This is a genomic window from Rhizobium sp. ZX09, from assembly GCF_017357485.1.
Taxonomy (GTDB): Bacteria; Pseudomonadota; Alphaproteobacteria; order Rhizobiales; family Rhizobiaceae; genus Agrobacterium; species Agrobacterium pusense.
The window spans coordinates 1,677,594-1,690,855 of sequence record NZ_CP031363.1 but is presented as its reverse complement, the minus strand read 5'-3'; the positions used below and the strand labels follow the sequence as shown (position 1 = coordinate 1,690,855).

Sequence of the window (13,262 nt, the reverse complement as noted above, 5' to 3'; positions counted from 1 at the left end):
CAACCGGACTTTGTATCCATGCCGCACTGCTCGTTGACAAGCGGAAAATCCGGTCAGATAGTCGACCGGCAATCATGCAAACGGGAGTCTTCAATGTTGAACAGGGTTGTCATTCTCTCATCCTTTGCGCTGCTGGCATCGGCGGCGTTTGTCTCCCCCGCTGCCGCACTCACCATGAAGGAGTGCAGCGTAAAATATCAGGCGGCGAAAGCTGACGGGTCCGCCAAAGACGTCAAGTGGAACGATTATCGCGCCAAGTTCTGCGGCAGCGAGGCGGCGGCTGAAGATGCGGCCGACGACAAGCAGGTCGCGGCCACAACCGAGAAGGAACCCGAGAAAGCGACGATCAAGGCTCCGAAGGGCGTCGCTTTCCCGAGCGCTGTTGACAAGAAATATTCAAGCGAGACGCCGGCAAAGGCCCGCCTGAAAACCTGTGTCGACTCCTATCACAAGAACAAGAATGACGGTACGCTCGGTGACCTGAAATGGATCCAGAAGGGCGGCGGCTACTGGAGCCTGTGCAACACGGCGCTGAAGAGCTGAGGCGGGTAGGGGCGGCGGTCGGTTTCCGCCGCCCTCTCCCAAGCCGATATCGCATGAAGCGTGTAGCGCTGGTGGCGAAGACCCGCGCGCTGGCGGATTTGTGCGTCCTGCTCCGTCCATCGACCCCATTTCGGGCGGGTAAAATATCCGAATAGCCTGTGATTCAGCCTCTTGGTAGACAGGCTGATCCCTGCGGTTTATCCGCATCCAGCAATTCAACGGTTACGGTTGTCGAGCAACGGCCGTCCGGCGATGGGGGCGGATGACCAGACGGTTTCGAAATTATCTCGTAGTTCTGGCCATATCCTTGGCGATGTGGGCTGTGATTCTCGGCATTGTTTACTGGCTGTTTCGATAGCCAGCCCGCGCTTGGGGTGGATTGCAATGATGCACGCGTCCAGCGGCAATGAATCGGGGATATGGCGGCGGTTCCTGGAGCTGCCGCAATTTGGCTTTGCTGGCGTGACCTTATGACGGGGTCAAACCAGGAAGGCCCATCATGAAGAAATCCGTTGCAGCACTCTATCTTGCCGCTCTGTCCCTGCCGGCTGCCTCCAGCGCGCTTGCCGAGGATCTGGTGATTCCGCTTCCTGGGGATACAACGGTTGAAAAAACCGATGCCGTCTATCGGTGCGGCGCCGAGACGGTGGAGGCGGTTTATTACAATGCCGGCGACATCAGTCTTGTTCGGCTGGGTTTGAAGGACGGCGTTATCGTCGCCGCCAATGTCGTTTCAGGCTCCGGAGCAAAATACCAGGGCGGCGCTCGTGTCTGGTGGTCCAAGGGAGACGAAGCCGATCTCTACGATGTGATGGCGGATCCGGACATGAAACAGCCGGTTCACTGCGTGGAAGAGAAAAAAACTGATCGCCATGATATTCATGGAGCGGCGGCAGGGCGGTTTTGAAAACCGTGCCATGCCGCCGGTCAGTGTCAGGCTGCATGCTCAGCCAAGAACAAGCGACGCCAGAAGCGCCAGCAGAATGAGAGAACTGGCGACGACGCCAAGCTTCATTCGGCGAAGACGACGGGTACGTCCGCCGCTCCAGTCATAAGCCATTGGGAGCTTTACCTTTCTTTTTATTATTATGACTTATAAGTAGCTCCCTAGGCTTGCCCGTGGCTGACCTCAATTGCCAGAATCCACCGGCGACAAATCACGATTTCCCAATCTTCTCCGGATGTTGCAGCGAAGGCGACAGCTGATTCCCGCTCGCTCCACCAACGCAAAGGCCGGGTGGTCGGTGAGCTGGCCCCCGTCATGCAAAAGGCCCGGAAAGCGGGGCTTCCGGGCCTTTTGAAAGTGTGGTGCCGCAGGTGGCTCAGCCGAGATAGGCCTGAATGTAGGGCAGGACTTCGAGCGTGCCGTGATACAGCATGTTGAGCGCCACGTAGATGATGACCATCAGGCCGAGATAGGAAATCCAGCGGTAGCGGTGCAAAAGCTTGGCGACGAAGTTGGCAGCAAGTCCCATCAGCGCGATCGAGACGATGAGCCCGATGACCAGAACAGTCACATGTTCCTGCGCGGCGCCGGCGACGGCGAGCACATTGTCCAGCGACATGGAGACGTCGGCGATGACGATCTGGGTTGCTGCCTGGAAGAACGTCTTGTGGCCCTTGGTCAGGTCGGCCTCTTCATCCGTCACCTCGTCCTCGATGGATCCCGAAGCTTCGCGCAGTTCGCTCCACATCTTCCAGCATACCCAGGCGAGCAGCAGGCCGCCAAAGAGTTGCAGGCCGACGATGGCAAGAAGCTGTACGGTGACGGCGGCAAACCCGATGCGGAGAACCGTGGCGGCGATGATGCCGACAAGGATCGCCTTGCGGCGGAGATGCGCGGGAAGACCGGCGGCGGCAAGGCCGATGACGATGGCGTTGTCGCCTGCCAGAACGAGATCGATCGCAATGACCTGTAAGAATGCCGTGAAACCGGCGGCTGTGAAGATTTCCATTGGCTGGTCCTGAAACGGATAGAGAGGCGGCGCGGGGAAAAGCGGCGGTCGAGACATGCATGGTAGCGCGGCAGCGCCCGTTTCCGCTCGCCCGTCTCCCCCCGGCGATGAAGTGTCCTTAAGCCATCGAGCCGCCCCAGGTAAAGAAGTTGTGATGGAAATATCTTAATTAGTGATCGGCTGTGACTGAAAAGGCGGCTCGTCTGTATCTCTGTGTGATGCCGCGGCGCGGGTTTGAATGTCGCAAAACATACACCATATACGCCCCACAAGGCACGCTTAGAGCGCGCGCGAAGGCGCTTTCACAATTAAGTCTTGCGCATTCGCTTACAAAGCCTTAAACGGCGACACCAAACCGGTTCGCCGGGGAAACTACTTCACGTTCACAGGAAGCAATTCACATGGCAAAGAGCAAGTTTGAGCGGACGAAGCCGCACGTCAACATTGGCACGATCGGTCACGTTGACCATGGCAAGACGTCGCTGACGGCAGCAATCACGAAGTTCTTCGGCGAGTTCAAGGCGTATGACCAGATCGACGCGGCTCCTGAAGAGAAGGCTCGTGGTATCACGATCTCGACGGCACACGTTGAGTACGAGACGGCCAACCGTCACTACGCTCACGTTGACTGCCCCGGCCACGCCGACTACGTGAAGAACATGATCACCGGTGCTGCCCAGATGGACGGCGCGATCCTGGTTTGCTCCGCCGCTGACGGCCCGATGCCGCAGACGCGCGAGCACATCCTGCTTGCCCGTCAGGTTGGCGTTCCGGCCATCGTCGTGTTCCTCAACAAGGTCGACCAGGTTGACGACGCCGAGCTTCTCGAGCTCGTCGAGCTTGAAGTTCGCGAACTTCTGTCGTCCTACGACTTCCCGGGCGACGATATTCCGATCATCAAGGGTTCGGCGCTTGCTGCTCTTGAAGATTCCGACAAGAAGATCGGTGAAGACGCGATCCGCGAGCTGATGGCTGCGGTTGACGCCTACATCCCGACGCCTGAGCGTCCGATCGACCAGCCGTTCCTGATGCCGATCGAAGACGTGTTCTCGATCTCGGGCCGTGGTACGGTTGTGACGGGTCGCGTTGAGCGCGGTATCGTCAAGGTTGGTGAAGAAGTCGAAATCGTCGGCATCCGTCCGACCTCGAAGACGACTGTTACCGGCGTTGAAATGTTCCGCAAGCTGCTCGACCAGGGCCAGGCTGGCGACAACATCGGTGCACTTGTTCGCGGTGTTAACCGTGACGGCGTCGAGCGTGGTCAGATCCTGTGCAAGCCGGGTTCGGTAAAGCCGCACAAGAAGTTCAAGGCAGAAGCCTACATCCTGACGAAGGAAGAAGGCGGCCGTCATACGCCGTTCTTCACGAACTATCGTCCGCAGTTCTACTTCCGCACGACGGACGTTACGGGCATCGTTACGCTTCCGGAAGGCACGGAAATGGTTATGCCTGGCGACAACGTCACGGTTGACGTCGAGCTGATCGTTCCGATCGCGATGGAAGAAAAGCTGCGCTTCGCTATCCGCGAAGGCGGCCGTACCGTCGGCGCCGGCATCGTTGCCTCGATCGTCGAGTAATCTTAAGGCCTGAAAAGGCTTGACGAAAACCCCGCTGGAGACAGCGGGGTTTTTTGTTTTGTGTCTCGCGCCTGGGGGATGGGAGCTTTCGTTCCTCGGTCCCGGCTGCTACTTTTTGCTGGGGAGATGATGAGGAGTATCATGAAGAAGCGCATTCTGTTTACCGGTGGTTCCGGCAAGGCCGGACGGCATGTGATCCCGTGGCTCATCGGCAAGGGATATGAGGTCCACAACATCGATCTCGTTCCGCTCGACAGGCCGGGCGTGACCAATCTCATCGTCGATATCACGGACAGCGGGCAGGTTTTTAATGCCCTTTCCATGCATCGGAACTTCGCGGAGCTCGAAAGCGGGAAGGGTGTTCTGCCCTTTGATGCGGTGATCCATTTTGCTGCGGTTCCACGCATTTTGATCAAGCCGGACAACGAGACGTTCCGTATCAACACCATGGGAACCTATAATGTCATCGAGGCCGCGATAAAGCTTGGCATCCGAAAGGTAGTGATAGCATCGAGCGAGACCACATACGGGGTCTGTTTCGCCGAGGGCGAGAAGGATTTTCACCACTTCCCGCTTGAAGAGGACTACGATGTCGATCCGATGGATTCCTACGGACTGTCGAAGGTGGTGAATGAAAGAACCGCGCGGGCCTTTGCCGAGCGAAGCGGATACGACATTTACGCGCTGCGAATCGGCAATGTCATCGAACCCCATGAGTATGAGAAGTTTCCCGATTTCTTTGCCCATCCGGAAACACGCAAACGCAACGCCTGGGGCTACATCGACGCACGTGATCTCGGCCAGATCTGCCATCTTTGCATCGAAAAGGATGGCCTCGGTTATCAGGTCTTCAATGCCGTTAATGATACAGCTACGGCAACGGTCCCCACGCGCGAGCTTGCCCGGACATATTTCCCTCAGGTGCAATTCCGCCGAGAGATCGGAGAGCATGAGGGATTGATCTCCAACCGCAAGATTCGCGAGATCCTTGGTTTCAAGGAAGAGCATGACTGGCGGAAATACGTCAAAACCTGACGGGTGCATGATTTTCGGGGGCAGAGTGGAAAAAACAAAAAACACACTTGCCATTCTTTTCCCTGCACCTTAAAGGAGCGCATACCGAATTGGCCAAGCGATTTCGCGGCCGGTTCAGGTGACTAAGGGGTATAGCTCAGTTGGTAGAGCGGCGGTCTCCAAAACCGCAGGTCGGGGGTTCGAGCCCCTCTGCCCCTGCCACTTTCCATTCGCAAGCGCGGTTTTCGCTGCATGGCAGATGGGGCCGGTTTACCGGCGAATTTCGCCGAATGTCGATTTCCTCTTGTTAAAAGTGGAATCGGTGTTTATGTAGGGTCAAAACAGACACGCGGTGCGTGGGGCTGATTAGTTCGGCTTTACGCGCCGTAATTGCGTGGGCAGTCAATGGCATCCAAAACCAATCCGTTTACGTTTCTGCAGCAGGTTCGCGCCGAAGCGTCAAAGATCACTTGGCCGTCGCGCCGCGAGACCATGATTTCGACGGCTATGGTGCTGGTGATGGTCATTTTCGCGGCTCTGTTCTTTTTTGCTGCTGACCAGCTCATTGGCTGGATTCTCAGCCTTGTGCTGAACGTCGGCCGGTAACGGATTGAACGGAGAGTAAAGATGGCAGCGCGCTGGTATATCGTTCACGCATATTCGAATTTCGAAAAGAAGGTCGCCGAGTCGATCGAGGAAAAGGCCCGTCAGAAGGGTCTGGACCATCTTTTCGAGAAAATCCTCGTGCCGACCGAAAAGGTGGTCGAGGTGCGCCGCGGCCGCAAGGTCGATAGCGAGCGCAAGTTCTTTCCGGGTTACGTGCTGGTGCGCGCCAACCTGACGGATGAGGCTTATCACCTCATCAAGAACACGCCGAAGGTCACCGGTTTCCTCGGTTCGGACAGCAAGCCTGTTCCGATTCCGGATTACGAAGCCGAGCGTATCCTTGGTCAGGTTCAGGAAGGTGTCGAGCGTCCGAAGTCTTCGGTTTCGTTCGAGATCGGCGAGCAGGTTCGCGTCTCCGACGGTCCTTTCGCGTCGTTCAACGGCGTGGTTCAGGACGTGGACGAAGAGCGTTCGCGCCTGAAGGTGGAAGTTTCGATTTTCGGCCGCGCAACGCCGGTCGAGCTGGAATACAATCAGGTCGAGAAGGTCTGATTGGCGGGGCGATGCCCCAAGCGCGTGGAAGGCTAACTGGCTCTTTAAGCCGGGGCAGGGCGCCGCACCACGCAACCGCAGCCGCCGGAGAAATCCGGCTTAAGAGAAGCCGGGCAACCGGTTTGAATTGAAAGGCAGAGAGATATGGCTAAGAAAGTTGCAGGCCAGCTCAAGTTGCAGGTAAAGGCTGGGTCGGCCAATCCGTCCCCGCCGATCGGTCCGGCACTTGGTCAGCGTGGCATTAACATCATGGAATTCTGCAAGGCGTTCAATGCCGCCACGCAGGAAATGGAAAAGGGTATGCCGATCCCGGTCGTCATCACCTATTACCAGGACAAGTCCTTCACCTTCGTCATGAAGCAGCCGCCGATGACGTACTGGCTGAAGAAGGAAGCAAAGATCACCTCCGGTTCCAAGACGCCTGGCAAGGGCGCCAAGGTCGGTTCCATCACCAAGGCTCAGGTCAAGTCGATCGCTGAAGCCAAGATGAAGGATCTGAACGCAGCCGACATCGAAGGCGCAATGGCAATGGTTGAGGGCTCTGCCCGCGCCATGGGCCTGGAAGTGGTAGGTTGATCATGGCCAAGGTAGCAAAGCGCATTCAGAAGATCCGCGAAGGCGTGGATCCGAACAAGCTCTACGTTCTCACCGACGCCATTTCGATGGTCAAGGAACGTGCAGTCGCCAAGTTCGACGAAACCGTTGAAGTTTCGATGAACCTCGGCGTTGACCCGCGCCATGCGGACCAGATGGTTCGTGGCGTTGTCAACCTGCCGAACGGCACCGGCCGTGACGTTCGCGTCGCCGTCTTCGCCCGTGGCGCCAAGGCTGATGAAGCCACGGCTGCCGGCGCTGACGTTGTTGGTGCGGAAGAACTGGTTGAAATCGTTCAGGGCGGCAAGATCGACTTCGATCGCTGCATCGCGACCCCGGACATGATGCCGCTCGTCGGCCGTCTCGGCAAGGTACTCGGCCCGCGTGGCATGATGCCGAACCCGAAGGTCGGAACCGTGACCATGGACGTTGCCGGTGCTGTCAAGGCATCCAAGGGCGGCGCTGTCGAATTCCGCGTCGAAAAGGCCGGTATCGTACACGCTGGCGTTGGCAAGGCTTCGTTCGACGCCAAGGCTCTTGAGGAAAACATCAAGGCTTTCGCCGATGCGGTCATCAAGGCAAAGCCGGCTGGCGCCAAGGGCAACTATGTCAAGCGCGTCGCCATCTCCTCGACCATGGGTCCGGGCGTCAAGATCGACCCTTCGTCGGTTACGGCTTAATCAATTCTCGCGCTTCCCGAGTGAAGTGTGAATAAAAGAATTTCCGGCTCCCAGGAGCCGGAGATTTCCGGGGAAACCCGGAACTCCTGTCCGAGATTGCGGGTGGCCATGTCCTTCGGGGCCGGGCCTTAATCATTTAGCCTGCATGAGACGGGTGAGGCTGGATTTGAGGCATCTGTCGATGCCTGACTGTCCGGTTCGAACCTGGTGTGCCTGTGCCTGAAGCCGTTTGCGGCGACAGAGCGGGGGACAGGATCCTCGAGTGTCGCTCGGGATCTTTGTAAAAAGGTCCCTTGGGGCAAAGGCAAACCCGACGGGTTCACAATCATGTGGCCCCGTCTACTGGAGACAGACAGTGGAAAGAGCGGAAAAACGCGAATTCGTCACGGAGCTGAACGAAGTCTTCAAGGCTTCCGGTTCGGTTGTCGTGGCCCACTATGCTGGTGTCACCGTTGCGCAGATGAACGACTTCCGTTCGAAGATGCGCGCTGCCGGAGGCACCGTCAAGGTCGCGAAGAACCGCCTGGCCAAGATCGCTCTTCAGGGTACGGAGTCGGAAGGGATGACCAATCTCTTCAAGGGACAGACGCTGATTGCGTACAGCACTGACCCGATGATCGCTCCGAAAGTCGTCATGGATTTCGCCAAGACCAACGACAAGGTCGTTGTTTTGGGCGGCGCCATGGGCGCAACCACGCTCAACGCCGAAGCAGTCAAGTCGCTCGCGACCCTGCCTTCGCTGGACGAGCTGCGCGCAAAGCTGCTGGGCCTTCTCAATGCCCCGGCAACTCGCGTCGCTACGGTTGTCGCCGCACCTGCAAGCCAGCTGGCTCGGGTGTTCTCGGCTTACGCCAAGAAGGACGAAGCCGCTTAAGGCGGTTTTTCGCTGTAAATATTCAAACTGGTTCGAACTGAACAAAAGGAACTATCAAAATGGCTGATCTCGCAAAGATCGTAGAAGACCTCTCCTCGCTGACCGTTCTGGAAGCTGCAGAACTGTCCAAGCTTCTCGAAGAAAAGTGGGGCGTTTCCGCTGCTGCTCCGGTAGCCGTTGCTGCTGCTGGCGGCGCTGCTGCTGCTGCTGCTCCGGAAGAAGAAAAGACCGAGTTCGACGTTATCCTGGTTGACGCTGGCGCCAACAAGATCAACGTCATCAAGGAAGTTCGCGGCATCACCGGCCTCGGCCTCAAGGAAGCCAAGGACCTCGTTGAAGGCGCTCCGAAGCCGGTCAAGGAAGCCGTTTCCAAGGCTGAAGCTGCTGATCTCAAGAAGAAGCTTGAAGACGCAGGCGCCAAGGTTGACGTTAAGTAATCTTGCGATTGCTGGCGGGAAGGGGCTTAATGCCCCTTCCCGTCGTCATCGTTTTTAAAACTCATTACCCAAAAGCCGCGTGAAAATGGCTTTTGGGTAATGGGTTCTTCAAGAGAATGGTTCCGAACCGGCTCATCAAGGCAATCCGGCCTGATCGATCCGGGATGTGGAACGAGATTGAGGATACCCATTGATTGACGGGATCGACTGGCCATCGGTTCCCGTCCGTTGCAGGCCCGGATGCAATTTTTAAAGGAGCGACGATGGCTCAGACCCTTTCGTTTAACGGTCGCAGGCGCGTACGCAAGTTTTTCGGCAAAATTCCAGAAGTAGCGGAAATGCCGAACCTCATTGAGGTTCAGAAGGCTTCGTACGACCAGTTTCTCATGGTTGACGAGCCCAAGGGTGGCCGTCCCGACGAGGGATTGAATGCCGTTTTCAAATCCGTATTCCCGATCACCGATTTTTCCGGCGCCTCCATGCTCGAATTCGTATCCTACGAATTCGAAGCGCCGAAGTTCGACGTCGAGGAATGCCGTCAGCGCGATCTGACTTATGCAGCGCCGCTCAAGGTGACGCTGCGCCTCATCGTGTTCGATATCGATGAAGATACGGGCGCGAAGTCCATCAAGGACATCAAGGAACAGTCCGTCTACATGGGCGACATGCCGCTCATGACCAATAACGGCACGTTCATCGTCAACGGCACCGAGCGCGTCATCGTTTCGCAGATGCACCGTTCGCCGGGCGTGTTCTTCGATCACGACAAGGGCAAGAGCCATTCTTCCGGCAAGCTGCTCTTCGCTGCCCGTGTCATTCCGTATCGCGGTTCCTGGCTCGACATCGAGTTCGACGCCAAGGATATCGTCTATGCGCGTATCGACCGTCGCCGCAAGATCCCCGTGACCTCGCTGCTGATGGCGCTTGGCATGGACGGCGAAGACATTCTGTCGACCTTCTACACCAAGGCTTCCTATGAGCGCGACGGCGACGGCTGGCGTATTCCGTTCCAGCCCGAAGCGCTGAAGAACGCCAAGGTCGTCACCGACATGATCGACGCCGATACCGGCGAAGTGGTCGTCGAGGCCGGCAAGAAGCTCACGCCGCGCCTTATCCGCCAGCTCTCCGAAAAGGGCCTCAAGGCGCTGAAGGCGACCGACGAAGACCTTTACGGCAACTATCTGGCCGAAGACATCGTCAACTACGAGACGGGTGAAATCTATCTCGAGGCCGGCGACGAAATCGACGAGAAGACCCTCGGTCTGATCCTGCAGTCCGGTTTTGACGAGATTCCGGTTCTCAACATCGACCACGTCAATGTTGGCGCCTATATCCGCAACACGCTGTCTGCCGACAAGAACGAGAACCGCCAGGAAGCCCTGTTCGACATCTACCGCGTCATGCGTCCGGGTGAGCCGCCGACCATGGATTCGGCGGAAGCGATGTTCAACTCGCTGTTCTTCGATGCAGAGCGTTACGATCTTTCGGCCGTTGGTCGCGTGAAGATGAACATGCGCCTCGACCTCGACGCGGAAGACACCGTGCGCACGCTGCGCAAGGAAGACATCCTCGCCGTCGTCAAGATGCTGGTCGAACTGCGCGACGGCAAGGGCGAAATCGACGACATCGACAACCTCGGCAACCGCCGTGTGCGTTCTGTCGGCGAGTTGATGGAAAACCAGTATCGTCTGGGCCTTCTGCGCATGGAACGTGCGATCAAGGAACGTATGTCCTCGATCGAAATCGATACCGTGATGCCGCAGGACCTGATCAATGCGAAGCCGGCAGCTGCTGCCGTTCGCGAATTCTTCGGTTCCTCGCAGCTGTCGCAGTTCATGGACCAGGTGAACCCGCTTTCGGAAATCACCCACAAGCGTCGTCTTTCGGCTCTTGGACCGGGTGGTCTGACCCGCGAGCGCGCCGGCTTCGAGGTCCGCGACGTTCACCCGACCCACTACGGCCGTATTTGCCCGATCGAGACGCCGGAAGGCCCGAACATCGGTCTGATCAACTCGCTTGCAACCTTCGCCCGTGTCAACAAGTACGGCTTCATCGAGAGCCCGTACCGCAAGATCACCGACGGCAAGGTCACGAACGACGTTATCTACCTCTCCGCCATGGAAGAGGCGAAGTATTACGTCGCGCAGGCCAACGCGCCGCTCAATGAAGACGGTTCTTTCTCGGAAGAGTTCGTCGTCTGCCGTCACTCGGGCGAAGTTATGCTCGCACCGCGTGACAACATCAACCTGATGGACGTTTCGCCGAAGCAGCTCGTTTCGGTCGCAGCGGCTCTCATTCCGTTCCTGGAAAACGACGACGCCAACCGCGCTCTCATGGGCTCGAACATGCAGCGTCAGGCCGTTCCGCTTCTGCGCGCAGAGGCGCCTTTCGTGGGCACCGGCATGGAACCGATCGTTGCGCGTGACTCCGGCGCTGCCATCGCGGCTCGCCGCGGCGGTGTCGTCGACCAGGTCGACGCGACGCGTATCGTTATCCGCGCTACGGAAGATCTCGATGCAGGCAAGTCCGGCGTTGACATCTACCGTCTGCAGAAGTTCCAGCGTTCGAACCAGAACACCTGCGTCAACCAGCGTCCGCTGGTGTCCGTCGGCGATATCATCTCAAAGGGTGACATCATCGCGGATGGTCCGTCGACCGACCTCGGTGACCTGGCTCTCGGCCGTAACGCGCTCGTCGCGTTCATGCCCTGGAACGGCTACAACTACGAAGACTCGATCCTGATGTCGGAGCGTATCGTTTCCGACGACGTGTTCACCTCCATCCACATCGAAGAGTTCGAAGTGATGGCGCGTGACACGAAGCTTGGTCCGGAAGAAATCACGCGCGATATTCCGAACGTTTCGGAAGAAGCGCTGAAGAACCTCGACGAAGCCGGTATCGTCTACATCGGTGCGGAAGTTCAGCCAGGTGACATCCTCGTTGGCAAGATCACGCCGAAGGGCGAAAGCCCGATGACGCCGGAAGAAAAGCTTCTGCGCGCCATCTTCGGTGAAAAGGCTTCCGACGTTCGCGACACCTCCATGCGCATGCCTCCGGGCACGTTCGGTACGGTCGTGGAAGTCCGCGTCTTCAACCGTCACGGTGTGGAGAAGGACGAGCGCGCGATGGCTATCGAGCGCGAAGAGATCGAGCGTCTGGCGAAGGACCGTGACGACGAGCAGGCGATCCTCGACCGTAACGTCTACGGCCGTCTGATCGACATGCTGCGTGGCCAGGTTTCGATTGCCGGTCCGAAGGGCTTCAAGAAGGGCGTCGAGCTCTCCAACGCCGTCGTCTCCGAATATCCCCGCTCGCAGTGGTGGATGTTCGCCGTCGAGGACGAAAAGGCCCAGGCTGAGATCGAAGCACTTCGCGGCCAGTACGACGAATCCAAGTCGCGCCTTGAGCAGCGCTTCATGGACAAGGTCGAAAAGGTCCAGCGCGGCGATGAAATGCCTCCGGGCGTCATGAAGATGGTCAAGGTCTTCGTTGCCGTTAAGCGCAAGATCCAGCCGGGCGACAAGATGGCCGGCCGTCACGGTAACAAGGGCGTCGTTTCGCGTATCGTTCCCGTCGAGGACATGCCGTTCCTCGAAGACGGCACGCATGTCGACATCTGCTTGAACCCGCTCGGCGTGCCGTCGCGCATGAACGTCGGCCAGATCCTCGAAACCCACCTCGCATGGGCATGCGCAGGCATGGGCAAGAAGATCGGCGAGATGCTCGAAGAGTATCGCAAGACGATGGACATCAGCGAGCTTCGCAGCGAGCTGACGGAAATCTATGCGTCTGAAGCCAATGACGAGGTTCAGCGTTTTGACGACGACTCGCTCGTCAAGCTCGCCGAAGAAGCCAAGCGCGGTGTTTCCATCGCGACTCCGGTTTTCGACGGTGCGCACGAGCCTGACGTTGCCGCGATGCTGAAGAAGGCAGGTCTGCATGAATCCGGTCAGTCCGTTCTTTACGACGGCCGTACCGGTGAGCCGTTCGACCGCAAGGTCACCGTCGGCTACATGTACATGATCAAGCTGAACCACCTTGTCGACGACAAGATCCACGCTCGTTCGATCGGTCCTTACTCGCTCGTTACCCAGCAGCCGCTGGGCGGCAAGGCGCAGTTCGGCGGTCAGCGCTTCGGGGAAATGGAAGTCTGGGCTCTGGAAGCATACGGCGCGGCTTACACGCTGCAGGAAATGCTGACCGTCAAGTCGGACGACGTGGCTGGCCGCACCAAGGTTTACGAAGCGATCGTCCGTGGCGACGACACCTTCGAAGCCGGTATCCCCGAGAGCTTCAACGTTCTCGTCAAGGAAATGCGGTCGCTCGGCCTGTCCGTCGAGCTGGAAAACTCGAAGATCGAGAACCAGCCCGAAGACCAGCTGCCTGACGCGGCGGAATAAACACGACAGAGGCGGGCGCCTGAGAGGGCG

At 58.1% G+C, this 13,262-nt stretch carries 12 protein-coding genes and 1 tRNA gene; 12 read left to right on the top strand and 1 reads right to left on the bottom strand.

What is annotated here, in order from left to right; translation table 11 throughout:
* The first annotated feature begins 93 nt into the window (after nt 1-93).
* Nucleotides 94-543 (top strand): hypothetical protein, encoded by a 450-nt coding sequence (locus tag BTN45_RS08485; protein ID WP_077987469.1) that lies wholly within the window; start codon nt 94-96, stop codon nt 541-543.
* A 499-nt stretch (nt 544-1,042) separates the two neighbouring features.
* A complete protein-coding gene (locus BTN45_RS08480; protein ID WP_207587189.1) occupies nt 1,043-1,450 on the top strand; it encodes an MliC family protein in 408 nt (135 codons plus the stop codon).
* Between the two features lie 415 nt (nt 1,451-1,865).
* On the opposite strand, the gene BTN45_RS08475 is transcribed toward BTN45_RS08480, so the two are convergent.
* The gene (locus BTN45_RS08475) at nt 1,866-2,498 is read right to left on the bottom strand and encodes a TerC family protein (RefSeq protein WP_004442646.1); all 633 of its coding nucleotides are present in this window, start codon (nt 2,496-2,498) and stop codon (nt 1,866-1,868) included.
* 401 nt (nt 2,499-2,899) lie between these two features.
* On the opposite strand from BTN45_RS08475, the gene tuf reads away from it, so the two are divergent.
* The 10 genes from tuf (at nt 2,900) to rpoB (ending at nt 13,232) form a co-directional block, all read left to right on the top strand.
* Nucleotides 2,900-4,075 (top strand): elongation factor Tu, encoded by a 1,176-nt coding sequence (gene tuf, locus BTN45_RS08470; protein ID WP_004442617.1) that lies wholly within the window; start codon nt 2,900-2,902, stop codon nt 4,073-4,075.
* A gap of 141 nt (nt 4,076-4,216) precedes the next feature.
* Entirely contained in the window at nt 4,217-5,110 is an 894-nt protein-coding gene (locus BTN45_RS08465) for an NAD(P)-dependent oxidoreductase (protein ID WP_112557247.1), read from the top strand.
* 125 nt (nt 5,111-5,235) lie between these two features.
* Nucleotides 5,236-5,311: transfer RNA gene (locus tag BTN45_RS08460), tRNA-Trp, on the top strand.
* Nucleotides 5,312-5,494: 183 nt separating this feature from the next.
* Nucleotides 5,495-5,695, top strand: coding sequence for a preprotein translocase subunit SecE (secE, locus tag BTN45_RS08455; protein ID WP_004442643.1), 201 nt, complete (start codon nt 5,495-5,497; stop codon nt 5,693-5,695).
* A gap of 21 nt (nt 5,696-5,716) precedes the next feature.
* Complete coding sequence (nusG, locus tag BTN45_RS08450; protein WP_003523721.1) at nt 5,717-6,247, top strand: transcription termination/antitermination protein NusG; 531 nt, start codon at nt 5,717-5,719, stop codon at nt 6,245-6,247.
* Nucleotides 6,248-6,391: 144 nt separating this feature from the next.
* Nucleotides 6,392-6,823, top strand: coding sequence for a 50S ribosomal protein L11 (gene rplK / locus BTN45_RS08445; RefSeq protein ID WP_004442641.1), 432 nt, complete (start codon nt 6,392-6,394; stop codon nt 6,821-6,823).
* A gap of 2 nt (nt 6,824-6,825) precedes the next feature.
* A complete protein-coding gene (gene rplA, locus BTN45_RS08440) occupies nt 6,826-7,521 on the top strand; it encodes a 50S ribosomal protein L1 (RefSeq protein WP_003507704.1) in 696 nt (231 codons plus the stop codon).
* Between the two features lie 355 nt (nt 7,522-7,876).
* Nucleotides 7,877-8,395, top strand: a complete 519-nt coding sequence (rplJ, locus tag BTN45_RS08435) for a 50S ribosomal protein L10 (protein WP_004442637.1) — start codon at nt 7,877-7,879, stop codon at nt 8,393-8,395.
* A gap of 59 nt (nt 8,396-8,454) precedes the next feature.
* A complete protein-coding gene (gene rplL, locus BTN45_RS08430) occupies nt 8,455-8,832 on the top strand; it encodes a 50S ribosomal protein L7/L12 (protein ID WP_004442635.1) in 378 nt (125 codons plus the stop codon).
* 263 nt (nt 8,833-9,095) lie between these two features.
* On the top strand, nt 9,096-13,232 hold the full coding sequence (rpoB, locus tag BTN45_RS08425) for a DNA-directed RNA polymerase subunit beta (RefSeq protein ID WP_022556539.1): 4,137 nt from the start codon (nt 9,096-9,098) through the stop codon (nt 13,230-13,232).
* Nucleotides 13,233-13,262: the final 30 nt, after the last annotated feature.